The 16,078-nt window shown below is 55.3% G+C and carries 15 protein-coding genes and 1 pseudogene; 8 read left to right on the forward strand and 8 right to left on the reverse strand.

Going from position 1 to position 16,078, the window contains the following annotated elements:
* Positions 1-82 (forward strand): annotated as a pseudogene (locus BXY66_RS16860) (IS5/IS1182 family transposase); the annotation flags it as partial.
* Positions 83-91: 9 nt separating this feature from the next.
* Here BXY66_RS16860 and BXY66_RS16865 read toward each other — a convergent pair.
* Entirely contained in the window at positions 92-430 is a 339-nt protein-coding gene (locus tag BXY66_RS16865; protein WP_207911346.1) for a Rossmann-fold NAD(P)-binding domain-containing protein, read from the reverse strand.
* A 147-nt stretch (positions 431-577) separates the two neighbouring features.
* Between BXY66_RS16865 and BXY66_RS16870 the strand changes: the two genes are divergently transcribed.
* From BXY66_RS16870 to BXY66_RS16885, 4 genes are all read left to right on the forward strand, one after another.
* Entirely contained in the window at positions 578-1,471 is an 894-nt protein-coding gene (locus BXY66_RS16870; RefSeq protein WP_132861577.1) for a LysR family transcriptional regulator, read from the forward strand.
* A gap of 312 nt (positions 1,472-1,783) precedes the next feature.
* The gene (locus BXY66_RS16875; protein ID WP_132861578.1) at positions 1,784-2,899 is read left to right on the forward strand and encodes an AI-2E family transporter; all 1,116 of its coding nucleotides are present in this window, start codon (positions 1,784-1,786) and stop codon (positions 2,897-2,899) included.
* The gene (locus BXY66_RS16880) at positions 2,880-3,974 is read left to right on the forward strand and encodes an HlyD family secretion protein (protein WP_132861579.1); all 1,095 of its coding nucleotides are present in this window, start codon (positions 2,880-2,882) and stop codon (positions 3,972-3,974) included. Before BXY66_RS16875 ends, BXY66_RS16880 begins: the two co-directional genes overlap by 20 nt.
* 15 nt (positions 3,975-3,989) lie before the next feature.
* Positions 3,990-5,024 (forward strand): hypothetical protein, encoded by a 1,035-nt coding sequence (locus tag BXY66_RS16885; protein ID WP_132861580.1) that lies wholly within the window; start codon positions 3,990-3,992, stop codon positions 5,022-5,024.
* Between the two features lie 151 nt (positions 5,025-5,175).
* Here BXY66_RS16885 and BXY66_RS16890 read toward each other — a convergent pair whose 3' ends face one another.
* The 6 genes from BXY66_RS16890 to BXY66_RS16915 form a co-directional block, all read right to left on the reverse strand.
* The gene (locus BXY66_RS16890) at positions 5,176-6,813 is read right to left on the reverse strand and encodes a class I adenylate-forming enzyme family protein (protein ID WP_132861581.1); all 1,638 of its coding nucleotides are present in this window, start codon (positions 6,811-6,813) and stop codon (positions 5,176-5,178) included.
* On the reverse strand, positions 6,810-7,592 hold the full coding sequence (locus tag BXY66_RS16895) for an enoyl-CoA hydratase/isomerase family protein (protein ID WP_132861582.1): 783 nt from the start codon (positions 7,590-7,592) through the stop codon (positions 6,810-6,812). Before BXY66_RS16895 ends, BXY66_RS16890 begins: the two co-directional genes overlap by 4 nt.
* An 18-nt stretch (positions 7,593-7,610) precedes the next feature.
* A complete protein-coding gene (locus BXY66_RS16900; protein ID WP_132861583.1) occupies positions 7,611-8,399 on the reverse strand; it encodes an ABC transporter permease in 789 nt (262 codons plus the stop codon).
* Positions 8,399-9,220 carry an ABC transporter permease gene (locus BXY66_RS16905; protein ID WP_132861584.1) on the reverse strand — a complete coding sequence of 274 codons (822 nt, stop codon included), beginning with the start codon at positions 9,218-9,220 and terminating at the stop codon, positions 8,399-8,401. The genes BXY66_RS16900 and BXY66_RS16905 overlap by 1 nt, the downstream gene beginning before the upstream one ends.
* Positions 9,221-9,287: 67 nt before the next feature.
* Positions 9,288-10,340, reverse strand: coding sequence for an ABC transporter substrate-binding protein (locus BXY66_RS16910; protein WP_132861585.1), 1,053 nt, complete (start codon positions 10,338-10,340; stop codon positions 9,288-9,290).
* A gap of 23 nt (positions 10,341-10,363) precedes the next feature.
* The gene (locus BXY66_RS16915) at positions 10,364-11,419 is read right to left on the reverse strand and encodes an ABC transporter ATP-binding protein (RefSeq protein WP_132861586.1); all 1,056 of its coding nucleotides are present in this window, start codon (positions 11,417-11,419) and stop codon (positions 10,364-10,366) included.
* Between the two features lie 75 nt (positions 11,420-11,494).
* Between BXY66_RS16915 and BXY66_RS16920 the strand changes: the two genes are divergently transcribed.
* Both BXY66_RS16920 and BXY66_RS16925 read left to right on the forward strand, forming a co-directional pair.
* Positions 11,495-12,196 (forward strand): TetR/AcrR family transcriptional regulator, encoded by a 702-nt coding sequence (locus tag BXY66_RS16920; protein WP_132861587.1) that lies wholly within the window; start codon positions 11,495-11,497, stop codon positions 12,194-12,196.
* A gap of 325 nt (positions 12,197-12,521) precedes the next feature.
* The gene (locus tag BXY66_RS16925) at positions 12,522-13,826 is read left to right on the forward strand and encodes an FAD-dependent oxidoreductase (RefSeq protein ID WP_132861588.1); all 1,305 of its coding nucleotides are present in this window, start codon (positions 12,522-12,524) and stop codon (positions 13,824-13,826) included.
* Between the two features lie 67 nt (positions 13,827-13,893).
* On the opposite strand, the gene BXY66_RS16930 is transcribed toward BXY66_RS16925, so the two are convergent.
* Entirely contained in the window at positions 13,894-14,415 is a 522-nt protein-coding gene (locus BXY66_RS16930) for a glutathione peroxidase (protein ID WP_132861589.1), read from the reverse strand.
* Between the two features lie 358 nt (positions 14,416-14,773).
* Between BXY66_RS16930 and BXY66_RS16935 the strand changes: the two genes are divergently transcribed.
* A complete protein-coding gene (locus BXY66_RS16935; protein WP_243694421.1) occupies positions 14,774-16,024 on the forward strand; it encodes an ABC1 kinase family protein in 1,251 nt (416 codons plus the stop codon).
* Positions 16,025-16,078: the final 54 nt, after the last annotated feature.

Below are 16,078 nucleotides of genomic sequence, written 5' to 3' on the forward strand. Positions count from 1 at the left end.
GGTGGCTACTCGATACGACAGGTGCCCAAAGGTCTTCCTGTCGGCAATCGCGTTGGCAGCCCTTGTCATTTACTGGTTATGAGTCCTGAGCCTAGTCCAGGACCTTTTGGTGGTCCAAATCGCGGATCGTGATGCCTGACAAGAAGCGCGAGAGGACTTTGGCAGTGTCGTAGTTTCCTTCATAGCCGGTGCCGAGGTGGATTTCGCCGGGTCGCAGGTATTGGGCGTGGCCGCCAAGTTTGGTCAACGCCGCCTCGAAGGAAACGCGGGTGCGGGTAGATTGTTCGGCAAAGATCATGCCTACAGAGTGACCTTTGAGAAGTTCGGGTAGGGTGCCTTTCTTGTCCAGTTTCTTGAACAGGAAGCCCAATTCAACCATGTCTTTCAGCTCGTCAACAGACCAATCCCAAGTGTCGAGAAAGTGTTTCATCATGTGCTCCATACGCGTTTTGGCGGGGTGACCAGTGTGGGGGTGAGCAGCGGTTTTCTGCTCTTGAAAATTAGGTAGTTGACGGTGTTCGCGATTGGAAATTACAAAACCCAAGGAGGGTATTAGCTGAAGTAATGAGGTGTGCTTATGCGCCATCACTTACCATCCCTGAACGCACTTCGCGTCTTCGAAGCTGCCGCCCGCCACATGAACATGAGCAACGCTGCGGATGAGCTCGGAATTTCACAGAGCGCCGTCAGTCAACAAGTCCGCCGCCTCGAGGAGTGGATGGGCACAGACCTTTTTCGTCGAGAGAAGAGTCGACTTCACCTAACTCAAGCCGGAAGCGATCTCGGGGCGCTCTTGAAGCGCCAACTCAATGAATTGTCAGAGACAATAAACGTGCTCTCGCAAACAAATGTTCCGGACAAGCTTGTCTTGCGCGTCGAGCCGGCTTTTGGCGCCAAGTGGCTCCGTCGCAGGTTACAGCCCCTTAGTGTTCATTTGGGAGGTGTTCATATGGAAATGCGCACGGATCATCTCATCCCTGCAAAGTTTCCAGAGGAGGCAGATGCCCTTATTCACTACGGTGAAGCGCCGGATTGGGCAAATGTAACAGTCTTTCCCTTGTTGGAGTTGCATGGATTCCCAGCCTGCAGCCCGTCATTGGTCCAGAAACATGGACCTCTCGCGTCCGCTGAAGACATTGCGTCTTACCATTTGTTGCACGGGGAAGATCGAACCAATTGGCGTGATTGGCTGAATGCGGCTGGTGTCGTCTCTGCCAGCCATCTTGGCGGCACTCTCTACGATGACTTCGGACTCACCATAGAAGCAGCGGTAGATGGCGAAGGCGCCCTGATTGCAGATCCTGTGCTCTGCGAACGCGAATTGGCCAACGGCATGCTGGTACCGCTTTCGAGTCGTAAAGTCTTTTGCGCGCGCTTTTTTCTCGCGATTAAGGACACTTCCATGCAGCGGGCCGTAGTCCGCAAAATGCGTGATTGGTTATTGGCAGAGTCGGATGCGATGAACCGATAAGTGAGACGATTTTCTGTCCTCTTAAAAGCCATACGTCAGTTAAGGGCGGAAACCGAAAGTTCGCTGCACGGCGCGTCAACGGCCGAATTTGGAGTAAAGTGTTACAAGCGAAAGGGACGTGATCTTCGTCTTTAGGAGCATGCCTTCAATATGTTCCGATGAACGCCTTCGCTCATCTGTTCCATTGGAAACAGACAAAATTCTTGAAAAAAAACGTTTTTTTGGGGAGTTTGGATCTGCAGCAATTTGAATTGATGTGACAGCGAAGCTGTAACGTCGCCGACAAAATCTCCTATTTAGAGAGGCGCTCTCATGGAAAGATCGACAGAAGACCTCAGCAAGGCCCTAACCGACGCCTTCACAGCTTCCCTCATTCGTTTCGCTTTAATCGCCTTTGTGCTTTTGGTGTGCACTTGGGTTTTTGCTCCGTTTTTGCCAATTATGCTTTGGGGTATTGTGCTTGCAGTCGCGCTCTATCCGGCCCAGACAGCCCTCCAGAAAAGGTTCGGATGGTCGCCCGGTCGAGCGGCCACTGTGATCGTTTTGATCGGCATTGTCCTCATCGGTGTTCCTACCTGGTCTATTGGCAACGCGTTCGCGGTTAGAACTCTTGAGGCCTATTCGGCATACGAGGCGGGAACCCTTACAGTACCTGCAGCAAACCCCGCCGTTGCCGAGTGGCCTCTGATTGGTGAAGATCTGCACGCGGCGTGGGTCGCTGCTGCCACCGATCTTCCCGATTTCTTGGAAACAAAACAGCCACAGCTGAGCAAATTCGCTTCGTGGGTGCTTTCCATGGCGTCCAGCACCGCGGGCAGTGTCTTCCAACTCATAGGTGCTCTTATCATTGCGGGTATCATGTTGGCGTGGGCAGAGGCCGGGACAAAATCGATCCGTCGCATTCTGATTGGGTTGTCTGATGCCCAGCTCGCGCCAGAGCTGCATGAACTCGCAACGAAAACAATTCGCCAGGTCGCAATTGGGATCATCGGCATCGCCTTTATCACGGCCATAGTGTTTGGCATCGTTGCCTTCATTGCAGGTGTGCCAGCCGCGCCTCTGTTGACCATCATCGCTCTTTTGCTGGCCATAATGCAGGTGCCGGTCACACTCGTCGCTCTCGTGGCTGCCGGGCTACTATGGGCAGGGGATAATTCGGTGCCTTGGAATGTGACCTTCACGATCCTTCTCCTAGCGGCAAGCATGACGGACAACTTCCTCAAACCGATGGTGTTGGGACGCGGGCTGGATGTGCCAATGCCCGTTGTGCTGATCGGCGCCATTGGCGGCATGATGGCCGGTGGCATTCTGGGAATGTTCATCGGCGCGGCGTTCCTGTCGGCCGGATATCAAGTGTTTATGAAATGGGTCGATTCCGAAAACCAACCCGCTGACGCAGAGGTCGCAAATGACGCAGGAGCAGGCTGACAAATCCACAAATCGCACCACAGCCATCATTTTGGCTGTGCTTGCGCTTGTGTTTGTTTGGTATCTGGTTGCTGACCGAGCAACCCCATACACGGCCTCTGGACGGGTCAAGATGTTCACCGTTCCGGTGGTCTCTGATGTGTCAGGTTTTGTCGTCGATGTGCCGGTTTCTCAAAACGCTTTGGTCGAAGCCGGGCAGACCTTGTTGCAACTCGAAACCACGCGGTTCGAGACAGCGGTGGAAGTCGCCGAAGCGGCATTGGAGGCCGCTGGTCTGAATGTCGGCGCAAGCACGGCAAGCGTTGCCGCAGCGACGGCGGGGCTGACCAAGGCGCGTGCGCAACTCGAAGAAGTGCGCACGCAGGCGGCCCGTATCTTTGAGCTGGAGCAGAAAGGCATTTACGCAAAGGCCCGAGGCGACCAAGCCCGCGCGGAGATCGAAACGGCAGAGGCAGGGGTGTCAGCCGCTGAAGCTGAACTGAACCGCAGTCGGGAGCAGCTTGGGCCGCAGGGCGCAGACAATCCACAAGTCCGTCAAGCAGTGGCCGCATTGGCAGAGGCACAGCTCAACCTCGAGCGCACGCAAATTCGTGCTCCGATGCAATCCGTGGTTGGAAACTTGCAAATTGATGCAGGGTATTACGTCAATGGCGGACAGCCGGTCATGACACTGATCTCTGGCGATGAGGTTTGGATCGAGGCCAATCTCTCGGAAAACAATCTCTCGCACGTCAAGCAGGGCGACCGTGTATCGATTGCTTTTGACGCTTTCCCCGGTCAGTTGTTTGAGGGCCAGATCCGCAGTGTAGCCGTCGGTGTTTCGACCGGCGAGCAACCCAATCTCGGTGCTTTGCCCATGCCAGAAGAGGTCACCGGGTGGCTGCGGCCTGCCCAAGTGTTTCCCGTGATCATTGAAACCACCAACTACGAACTGGCTGAAGACATCCGACAAGGGGCCGCTTTGCGCCTCAACGCGCGGGCAAACGTCATGGTGTTTACTCAGGAGAGCGGCTTGTGGAACGCGCTGGGGGCCATGTGGATCCGATTGGTGAGTTGGTCACTATATCTGTATTGACAGGGCACAATCCTGATGACGGATGACCAAGACACACAGGTTGGCTTTCATCGAATGGCTTTGCGTCTGACACTTGGTGTGGGCGGAGCTTTTCTGATTTCGCAGATTTGGCCCTGGCCGCTCAGCTACGTGATGCCGGTCTTTGTGGCACTGTTGCTGCAGGAAAAGCACCCGATGACCTACCGCGCAGGGATCGGCGCTGTCGGGTTGGCCTGGCTGTTGATGGCTATCGGCTATGGTATGGCCGTTATTCTCACGCCCTTCCCAGTGCTGTTTCTGGCCGCTGCGACTTTCCTGTTGTGGAGCCTGTATATGTTCATGCTGACGTCCGGCGCGCCGATGTTGGCCGTTGTCGGCGGCATCATCGGGGCTCTGGTCATACCAGTATTGGTGCCCAACCTGCCTGATGTCGCGCGGAGTGTAACAATCGGGTTGATGTTCAATACATTGGTCGCACTCTTGATCACACAAGTTGCCTTCCTTTTGGTGCCGCCCCTTCCAAACACACCGACTGAAGCGAAACCGCTGCCCAGTCGTGAAATGGCTGCATCGATGGCCTCGAAACTTGTCGTGGCCATTGGTCCAATTATGGCAGTGTTTTTGCTGTTTGGGTTGACTGACATTCTGTTGCTCAGCGTCGCGGCGATGATTGCTCTGTCCATGGGCGCCAAAGGAGGATGGTCCATGGGTATGGGGCTGGTGATTGCCAACTTGGCTTATGGCGGTGTCGTAATGTTGCTGTTTTACGAAGCGACGGTCATCGCTCCCGTACTACCGCTATTTTTGGCCACTAGTTTTTTCGTGGTCTGGATTTTTGCGTCCCGTATTGCACAAGGAACAGCGAAGTCCGCGATGTGGTCCAGTGCCCTCACTGGCTTCCTAATCCTCTCGGGCAGCATCATGTTGGCAACTGATGTCGATGCAGGCCAGAAGTTCGCTACCCGCGTTGGGCAATTGCTCGCAGCCGCGCTTTATGTCGCTTTGGCGTTCCAAACCGTTGATCTACTCTCGAGTGTTCTCAAGAGCAGAAGTAACCGAGAGGCGCCTTGAAGGCTCAAATGTGCCCATCGCACAGATTTTCCCTATCTGCGCGCTCGGTCGATAGCAAAGAACTTAGGGACTGGGACTTCTACAAACTTCAGATCGAGCGGATGAGTTCGCAATTCGCTGGCAGTCTTTGTCTATACCTGCTTTCAAGTCTTCACCGCTTGAGAAGGTCAAACGCTGTTTTCTCACTGATTTGCGCCATTGACTGGCAATCAAAGATTGGCCCAGAAACATCGCTCACGGTTATCTGAGATTTGGCGATCTTGTTGGTGGCGGTGCGTGGGAATTCCTGCACAAAACCTATATAGCGCGGACGCTTAAACGCAGCGAGACACTCGGCGTGGTTCTTGACAGCGGTAGCGGGCATATCGGCCTCTGAAAACCCCTCCGCCAGCTTCACCAAAACCATCACTTCTTCACGTCGCATGTCGTCGGGCACGGCAAAGGCGGCGGCTTCGGCAATTTGCGGGGCTTCGCGCATGGCGGTTTCAACCTCGGTTGCAGAGATGTTTTCGCCAGCGCGTTTGATCATTTCTTTCAGGCGGCCAACGATGCGATGATAGCCGTCCTCGTCTTTGACAAAGAGATCGCCAGAGCGGAACCAATCTCCATCAAAGCTGTCGGCGTTCGCATCGGGGCGTTTGTAGTAGCCCAACATGATAGCACGACCGCGAATCTGCAGCTCTCCGGGATCGCCGGGCGCACATTCCTGTCCGTCATCTCCGACCACACGGGTCTCGCGATAGGGCGCGGCGATGCCACAGGTGTTATTTTCCAATTTTTCCTGACTGTTCTGCGGACAAATGATCGCCGGGCCGACTTCGGTCATACCGAAGCTGTCGCGTGCCGCGAGATTGAAGCGTGCCTCGGCCTCGGCCCGGGCCGAAGGGCGCCAACCGAAGGCATGCACAAACTTGAGTGGGATGTTGGCATCCTCTGGTGCTGGCGGCACGGTCTTCAAGATCGGTTCCGGCAGCACACAATAATGCGCGTCATGTTCATGCATCCAGCCCAGGAACTTTGTAAGGCTCATTTTCGAGGCTACAATTGCCTTGCCACCAATCGCCATCGCAGACAGGAAAGACCATTGTCCGTCCATGTAAAAGAATGGCGCCCAGAAGAAGAGATTGCGGTTGCCATAGTGGTTGTGCACCTGCGCAATCGAGTGGCTGAGCACAATCCAATAGTCCTGTGTCAGCATGCAGCCTTTCGGGAAACCGGTGGTGCCGCTGGTGTATTGCAGGTTGGCGAGGTCAGTGGCCACGACAGGGTAGCCGGGGTCAAAATCCGCTAGAGGCCCGCCTTCTTCGAGGGCACCGAGATCTCCGTTCCGAACCACAATTGGCGTATCCAGCAGCGCGGGACGTTTGGACATGGCGTCAAAAGCGTCACGGAATTGATCCCCGAGGATCAGCGCCTGTGCGTCAGATTGGTTCAGGATATAGTCCAGCTCTTTGCCGCCGTAAGCAATGTTCACCGGCACAATGACCGCACCGATCTTCATGATCGCAAACCACAAGAGCACAGAGGCTGGTCCATTGGGGAGCATCACTGCGATATGTGCGCCTTTGCGATAACCAAGGGCCAACAGATTTGCTGCCACCCGGTTGGAGCGTTCGTGCAAGGCGCGGTAGCTGAGTTGTACCCCGTCCTGAAAATAGTCCACAGCAATGGCTTCGCCGTACTTTTTTGCCTGTTCCGCACAAAAGGCCGGCAGACTTTCCGGGAAACCGGACGCGGCGAGGTTCGCTGCCAAACCGTCAACTTCGATCTGTCCTGGGTGTTTGGTCATTCTGCGGCACCCTTTTCGGCCAGCGGAGGCTGTGTAGGCTGAACAGAGCGGGCAAGGCGGTACATATGACCCGCGGTAGCCATGGCATCGGATCGGCTCATGTCAAAGCTGCGCTGGTAGCTTTCCATCTCAACGCGAACACCCAAAGGCGGGTGAGATGCAATGCGTTCGGCCGCAGCCTGCGCGGTTTCCATCAGCTTCTCCGGAGCAACAACCTTGTTCACAAGGAACATGCGCGCTGCCTCCTCGGCATCTACTTTTTCTCCAAGCAGCAGCAACTCCATTGCCGCCGTGTGCGGGATCATGCGCCCAAGCGACAAAGCCGCGCCCGCGCCGCCCATGCCAAAAGCAATTTCCGGCATTCCGAAGACGGCATTGCTGGCTGCATAGCGGATGTCGCTAAGCAGATTGAAATAGATGAAGCCTTGCCCGAAACAATACCCGTTCGCCGCCCCCACAATGGGTTTGAAACGCGCCATATTCATAACTTCGTGTTCCCACCCAGGATACTCTTCGGTGTCAAAGGCCCGCGAAGGGGTCAGGTGACGCTCTACAACCTCTTCGCGGCTGCGGTCCGGGCGTTTGGATTTGATATCATCTCCTGCAGAAAACGACCGCTCGCCGGCACCGGTAAAAACACCACAGCGCACGTCGCGGTCAGCAGTGAATTCCTGCAGGATCTCAAACATCTGCTTGTGCATCGAAGGCGTGAAGACATTTACCGGTGGATTATCGATTGTGATCGTGGCGACATGGCCGGATTTTTCGTATTTCAGCATCTTTTCTATTCTCCGGTCTTAGTCGTGGTGTTTGGTTTCGGTGCGGCGGCGAAGGAGTTCTGCTCCAGTCATGGCGACGGTTGTCACCAGCACAAAGAACACGCTCACTGCAGCGATGGTCGGATTGATTTCAAACCGCAGGTCGTTCCAGATCCGCATTGGAAGCGTCTCGGCGCTCGACATCAGGAAGAGCGAGATGATCAACTCGTCAAAGCTGACAAAGAAGGCAAAGATGCCAGCCGAAAGGATTGCCGGTGTGAGAGGTGGGAGAGTTGCGGTCAGAAAGGCGCGTACGGGGCCTGCGCCCATGATGCGGGCAGCTTTTTCAAGTGTCGGATCGATCTGCCGATAGGCAGAACCGACCATCAACACCACAAACGGCAGACCAATGGCGGCATGGGCACAGATCAGGGTGAACTCGTTGTCGCTCACACCCATGCGGATTGCGAAGATAAAGACGCCCAGCGCGACGATGATGTTGGGCACGATGGCGGGTGCCACGAAAACGCCTGTCAGGATGCCCGCGGTTTTGGTACGGCGGCGGCCAAGCCCGACGACGGACAGGGTACCGACAAAAGTCGCCAGAAGGCTGGCGCCAAGGGCCACACGCAAACTGCGGAAGGTGGCGGCCATCCAGACAGGATCACTGAAATAGGCCTGATACCATCGGAGACCGAACTCCTGTGGTGGAAAGCTCAGAAAGCGCCCGTTGGAAAAGGAGATCGGCACAACGATCAGGATCGGGAAGAAAAGGAACAGCACAACCAGCACATAGAAGGTCAGCAGAAGCGGGTTTCTGTCACGCATCAGTGCGCCTCCTCGTTGTGGTGCACAAGTCTCGTCGACAGGCCGCGCACCACCGTCAGGATCAAGAGTGTCGCAACCAAAAGTACGATCGCGAGCGCCGCAGCAAAACCCCAGTTGGTCTGGCTAACCTGGCTGCTGATGACGTTGGCCATCAGCACATCTTTCCGGCCGCCAATCAAGGCGGGCACAATGAAGAAGCCCATAGACAGGATAAAGACAATCAACGTGCCGGTGATCGCACCCTCGGCAGAAAGCGGAAGAAAGACTTCGCGGAACGCTTTGCGCGGGCTGGCGCCCATGATGCGCGCCGCGCGCAGCAGGGATTGGTCGATTTCGGTCATGGAGGAGAAACAGGTCACAATCAGGATCGGCAGCATGATTTGAACCATACCCACATAGACTGCGCCTGTGGTGAAGAGCATCTTGACCGGTTCGTCGACAAACCCAAGCGCCATGAGAATTTGATTGATGATGCCCTCTTTGCCTAGCACCACCATCCACGCATATGTGCGGGCCAAAATGGACATCCACATCGGGACCAGCACAAGAAACATCAGGAATGGGCGGCGGTTTGGTGGTTGGCGCACGATGAAATAGGCAATCGGATAGCCAATCAGCAAACAGGCCAACGAGACAACCGCAGAAACCTGAAGCGTGTTCCAGAATATCCGCATATAGGCGCCACGAGTCGCGAACCTCTCGAAATGATCCATCGTGAAAACGGGATCAAACAGCCCCTGCTGAAACACGATCCCGACCGGGATCAGAAACATCACAGCAATCAGGACGATGCCCGGTATCAATGTCAGCCGCTTGCGCATGACGAGGCTCCGATAGAGGAAAGGAAGGCCACCGGAGGAGGATTCGGTGGCCCCGGGGGTAACAAGATTATTCGAAGATCCAGTCTTCCCAGCGCTCCTTCAGTTCTCCAAGATGCATACCCCAGAACACCGCGTCGGTGACGAACTGGCCGCTGACGTTGTCCGGATGTGTTGGCATCATCGCGCCTTTTTCGGCAGGCAGGTGGTCGTACAAACCGTTCACCATGCCTGGATATGGCACCATCGAAGCGAACTGCGCCGCGCGCTCGGGATCAGTCATCATGTAGCTGATGTATTGCTGGCCCAATTCCGCTTTCTCTGAGCCTTTCACGATGGCAACGTAAGACGCCTTGATACCGCCGCCGTTCCAGTTGATTTCAACCGGTACACCTTCTTCAGCCAATTTGGTGATGCGGCCGTTCCACGCCGATGTGTAAGCGACTTCGCCGTCGGACAGCATCTGTACCGGTTGCGCGCCAGCAGTCCACCATGCGGTGACATGTGGCTTGATTTCATCCAGCTTGGCAAAGGCACGGTCCTGCCCTTCTTCGGTCGCCAACACGGTGTAAATATCAGCGGGCGCCACGCCATCTGCGAGCAGCGCGAACTCAAGGTTGTCTATCGGCTGGTTCTGAAGTGCACGGCCGCCGGGGAACGTTTCCACATCCCAGAAATCCGCCCAGGAAGTCATCTGCTTGCCTTCAGGCAGCTTGTCGGTGCGCACCGCCATAATGGTCGAAAAGGTTGCAGCGATTCCGGCGTCTTCGAGTTTCGCCTCCGCCGGAAGCACGCCATCGGGGTCCATCGCGGCCCAATCCAGCGGCTCCAGCCAACCCGAGAGAGACGCGGTAGCGTATTCAATCGGGTTCAACTCGGCTACGTCCCAGGTGACCTTGCCCGCCACTTGCATCGCTTTCAGTGCAGACGCGCGGTCAGAAGTCGCGAGTGCATTCACAGTGACGCCTGTTTCTGCGGTGAAGGGATCGTCAAAAACTCCCTTCATGACTTGCGCCAGACCGCCGCCGGAACCGGCATAGGTCAGACTGTCCTCTGCCACGGCGGCACCTGCCACCAAGGTTGCGCCAAAGGTCAGCGCCGTAAGTTTGGTTGTCAGTGTCATGTCTCTCTCCCTGTTATATTTTCTCAATCAGCCAGAGGCGCGGCATCTGCCGGATCAAAGGCCAGCTTGATCGCTTCGCCCGCATGCGGCATCCGGTCATGCCCTGACCGTTGGCTGCGCACTTCGAGCAACCGGCCCGAGGTAAGGCGCACCATCTGCGCGACCACTGGACCGAAAAAAGTTTCTTCCTGCACGACGCCTTCAAAGATTGTCTTGTCAGCGGGCTCTTCCCCCAACACCACGCGGATTCGCTCTGGGCGGAGACTGATTGCGACAGCGGACTCGTCGGACATCGGAATATCGATGCCCATATCCGGCACAGACGCGCGGCCATCTTTGACATCTCCAAGACTGAACATGTTGGACTGGCCGATGAAGTCAGCGACAAAACGCGTGCGCGGACGATCATATAAGGCCTCAGGCGCATCGATTTGTTCGATCTTGCCGCCTTCGAGAATGGCGATCCGATCCGACATGGTCAGCGCCTCGGTCTGGTCATGGGTCACAAAAAGAACCGTTGTTCCGATCTCGCGGTGAATGCGGCGGATCTCTCCCTGAAGCTCTTCGCGCAGCTTCAAATCCAACGCGCTAAGGCATTCGTCCATCAGCAGAACCGGCGGCTCGAACACGACGGCACGGGCTAAAGCGACACGCTGCCGCTGCCCACCTGAGAGCGCTGCGGGTTTGCGTGCCGCAAATTCGCCCAACCGCACCATTTCGAGGGCGGCTTTCACGCGCTTGTCGATTTCGGGCTGGGGCACCTTCCGCATTTTAAGCGGAAAGGCGACGTTGTCGGCCACCGTCTTATGCGGGAAAAGTGCGAAGCTTTGGAAAACCATGCCCACGTTGCGATGCTCCGGCGCCACTCCGGTCAGGGGTCGATCATCGATAAAGACCTCTCCCGATGAGGCGTCCGAAAACCCCGCGAGGATGTTGAGAGCGGTAGACTTACCAGATCCGGAGGCACCAAGAAGCGTCACGAATTCTCCCGGCGCGATATCGAGATTGAAGTCCGAAAGCGCCACCGTCGCCCCGAAGGACTTGGTCACATTTTCAAAGCGAACGCGGGAACCCTGCATGCGTGATCCATTTTTGAACATCGTGTCTTATTTTCAAAGGTTGACCAAAATTAGACACTGTGTCAATAAAAATTCATGCAGACGAAACTCGATACTGAAGTTCACGAAAAAATATTTTCTTTGGAAGGGTTTAGCGCCGCCGAAGTTCTAGAAGATCGGGCGCGGGCCATGCAAAATCGCCGCAAGCGCGTCCGTACCCGAGCGGCATTGTTGGCCGTTGCAGCGCGAGAAATCGAAGTTGTCGGATATGATTCACTCACTGTGGATCACTTGGCAAACGCCGCAGGGATGGTGCGCGGAACGTTCTACCTCTACTTCCACAGCCGATCAGATATCATCAAAGCGGTATTGCGAAAGTACTGGGCATTGATGCGCGTACACCGACCTCGCGGTGGCGGGCTGGACCTGAAAGCCTCTATCCATCGCGCCAACACCTACTCCGTGATGCTGGCCGCGAAAAACCCGCGCCTTTTGGAAGCGAGAGAACGATTGTTGCGGGAAGAGCCGGAGGTTGCCGCCCGAATGGCATCGGTTAATCGAATTTGGTCCGAGCGCATCGTGCGCGACCTGATCAAACGCGAGTTAACCGCGCCAGACGATACCGATCATCAGTTTATTCGGCTCAAAGCACGCGCGGTGATCAACATGTCTGACACACTCCTGTCCGACGTGCATCGTCTGTCGGGTTGGGACGACGCTGAAGGTCCGATAGACCACGACCTGATAATCCGAGTGATGGACGATCTTTGGTACCGGTCACTCTACTTGACGGAATAGACGGCAGCTTTGATCGGAACCTCGGCTTATGAGACTACGTTGGCTCACAAAGCGCAAAGTTCAAAGCGACGCCAAGCTTTCTTGCACCCATCAGGAAAACTGACGTTTGGCGTATACGCAGCGAAAGCCTGCTGTTCGCATTATGCAGCTGGGCCGAGTGCGGCGACATACTGGCCACACACGCCATTTCTGGAACATGGCTGCGCCGAAACCGATGGTTTGTGTTGCGCACCACCAAACTTTCTTTTCTTGACGGATTGTGCGTGCAGGATCAGCGTCGAGACGGAACGGACTGCTTTCTCAACACTCGGGAAACCAAACAGCGATGAAGACAGAACACACTGAAGTCCTTGTTATCGGCGGCGGTACCGCTGGTTTCGGGGCTGCCATCGCGGCGGCGCGTGAAGGGCTTCAGGTCACATTGTTGGAAGCGACCAGCAAGATCGGCGGCGTAATGGCCTTCTGCCCCGGTATGCCTTGGGGCGGTGCGTACCCGATGGATCAGATTATCGGCGGCATAATTGAAGAACTCACAGATCGCCTCATATCGATGGACCCACCAGCCGCCGAAAAACGCGCCTGCACGCTAGACAATTTCGGGCCTGAAATCATTTACGACCATGACATGGCGACGCTCACAATGTTCGAGATGCTCGAGGAAGCAGGCGTACGTGTCAGGCTGGGAACCATCGCGCTCGAACCCGACATGGACGGCACTAAAATTGCATCGGTCTCCTGCTGTGATCGACATGGGCCTTTCGTAATTCAGCCAAAGATCGTTATCGATTGCTCCGGAGACGGCGACATCTCCGCAAAGGCTGGAGTGCCATATGTTCTTGGTGATGCATCCGGCAACATGATGGCCGTGACGATCTCCTTTTTCATGATTGGGGTCGACTGGGACCGCGCTTTCGCCAATCCGGACCCGTACTTTCAGAAATACGCAGCGATTGGTGTCGCAGATGGCAGGTTGCACAAGGATCTAAGGAAGCTGTACCTCATGCGAGGATTTCATGAGGGCACCGTCTTTTGCAATTCAGTCCATGTCCGCGATGTGGACGGCACCGACTCATTAGCCGTGGGTGCCGCGACCCAAGAGGGGCGTCGTAGGTGCCGCCAGCTAGCTATGTTTCTACGTACTGAAGTTCCAGGTTTTGAGCGTGCGCATATGGCAATGCTTTCACCAACAGTCGGCGTGCGTGAGACGCGTAAATTGCAAGGCATTTACCGCCTGACGGGCAAGGACTTGGCACGTGCGACCAAGTTCGCAGATGGGATCGTCGCCTGTGACAATCCTATCGATGATGTGATGCGCGCCGAGGGTGACATGACTCATCTCGCCGCCCTCCGATCTGGGCAATACTATACAATTCCGTTCCGGTCTCTGGTTCCCGAGGAGATCACGAACCTGATGTTCGCGGGCCGCATTTTGTCAGCAGATGCTGTTGCTTTCGCCTCAGTACGCGGCATGCCCCAATGCATGGCAATGGGACAAGCCGTCGGAACAGCAGCGGCGATGGCCATACAATCAAACATCGCCGTTCAATCAGTCCCGACTACCAACCTCATTCAGCGCTTGTCTTCAAATGGCATCAACCGATTGAACGTGCTTGAACACGACGTTCCGTGACAGTTGCGCAGGCAATTGCGTGGACCTGGCCAATGCCGGTTTTCAGCTGCCGGGTGTGAAAGTTCGTTCAGTCCAGCAAAGCTTCTATCTGGCCGACGATCTTGTTAGACATCGGTTCTGTTTTTGAGCTGTATGTGGCAACGACCGTACCCTCTGGGCCAATCAGAACCTTGCTGAAATTCCAGCGTGGCACATAATTCTCTTCCTCACGCAAGGACGCAAAAAGAGGATGCGCCGTCTTGCCTTTTACGGAAGTGATCCCGGTCATCGGCATATCGATGCCATACTGCAATTCGCAAAACTCTTTGACTTCTGCGTTCGATCTCAACTCTTGCTTAAAGTCGTCAGAAGGAACCGCAAGCACCACCAGGCCTTGATCGCGATAGGCATCATACAAGTCTTGCAGACCACGATATTGCTTGGTGAACGCGCATTGAGAGGCTGTGTTCACCACCAACACGGGCTGGCCTGCCCAATCGGACACCGCAATCTCTCCACCGTCGATAGACTCAAACGTCGCGGATAAATCCAACGCGTCGGCCGTTCGTGCCAAGGACATCACCGCAATCAAAGCAATCAGATATTTCATCTCAGCCCTCCATTGATAGTTTTACGTCATGGAAACGGGTTCGGATGTCATTGCTGCATTTGTTGGTCACTCATCAACGAATAGAACTCACCAACGAGTTGTTGCAGAGAGATCTTATCACGACGTGAGAGCGTATGACTTCCGTCATCAGCCAACTGGCGGGGGAGGCCCTGCGTTTCATGGTATTGCACGCGTCACTTCTGGTCCGGCATTCGTGAAACCCCCCGCTCAAACGGCGCAAGAGCAAATTTTTGGGCACGATTTGATCGGGAAGAGCGATATGAGTGTTTTCAGAACCACCCCACGTGCTTCGAACGTGCCCTCGGGACGACTGACTCGTTTGGCCCTCTTGGGCACCATGACGACGAGCGTTGCGGGCAACATGGCAGTGGCCGGTTTGCGTGAGGCTGCGCGTGGGAAAAAGCTGGATGCGAAAGACCTCTTGCTGACACCCTCAAACATACGACGGATTGCCGATGATCTCGCGCGGATGCGGGGTGCGGCCATGAAAATTGGCCAGCTTCTCTCTATGGATACCGGTGACATTCTACCACCAGAGCTCAATCAAATCATGGCGCGGCTCCGAGCAGATGCGGATTACATGCCACCAAAACAACTCAAAACCGTTCTGAACAAGAGCTGGGGCGACAAATGGTTGAGGCAATTTGAACGCTTTGATGTACGGCCAGTGGCGGCCGCATCAATTGGCCAAGTTCACCGCGCCAAAACGCGGGACGGGCGAGACATGGCAATCAAGGTTCAATATCCCGGTGTCGCCCGCAGCATCGACAGCGACGTCGCCAACGTCGCCGCGCTGATCAGGGTGTCAGGACTAATCCCAAAGGGTTTTGAGCTGAAACCATACATGGAAGAAGCTCGTCGCCAGCTGCATGAAGAAGCGGACTATGAGCGCGAAGGCCAGTTTCTTCAAAGCTTTCGGCGGCTGTTACGGGACGACAACGCTTTCGTCGTTCCCGAGCTTCACGCGGACTACACAACCAAGCACGTGCTTGCGATGTCCTTTGTAACCTCGCACCCCATTGAGGACGCCTTCAAACTGGACCAGAAGCAACGAAATCAGATTACGGAAAATCTAGTGACCCTCTTGTTGCGGGAACTTTTCGAATTTGGCTTGATGCAAACCGACCCAAACTTCGCCAACTACAGGTTTGACCCAATTACAGGCCGGATTGTCTTGTTGGATTTTGGCGCCACTCGACGCTTCCAGTCCAAAATTGTGGATCAATATCGGCGGCTCTTTCAGTTTGGCATTGCCGGGGACAGTGAAGGTCTTCGCGCAATTGCGCTGGAAATCGGCTTCATTGTACCGGAGACAGAAGCTCATCATCAACAAGCCCTGCTCGACATGATTGAAATGGCTTTCACCGCGTTCCGCGACCAAGAAGCATTCAACTTTGGAAACACGGTGCTCGTGCAAAAAATGAATAACGCAGCGAACGCTTTGGCCGCGGACGGTTTTGTTCCGCCACCCGTTCCAATGGACGTCCTGTATCTTCAACGAAAATTCGGCGGCATGTTCCTGCTGGCCAATCGTTTGAAAGCACACCTGCCAATCACGGAAATTGTCAGACGTTTTGTACCAATCTAACCGCGGCGCAATTGTTTTTCTGCGGCTCCTTCACCCGAAACTGATTAGCTTGAC

This window comes from Shimia isoporae (assembly GCF_004346865.1).
Taxonomy (GTDB): domain Bacteria; phylum Pseudomonadota; class Alphaproteobacteria; order Rhodobacterales; family Rhodobacteraceae; genus Shimia; species Shimia isoporae.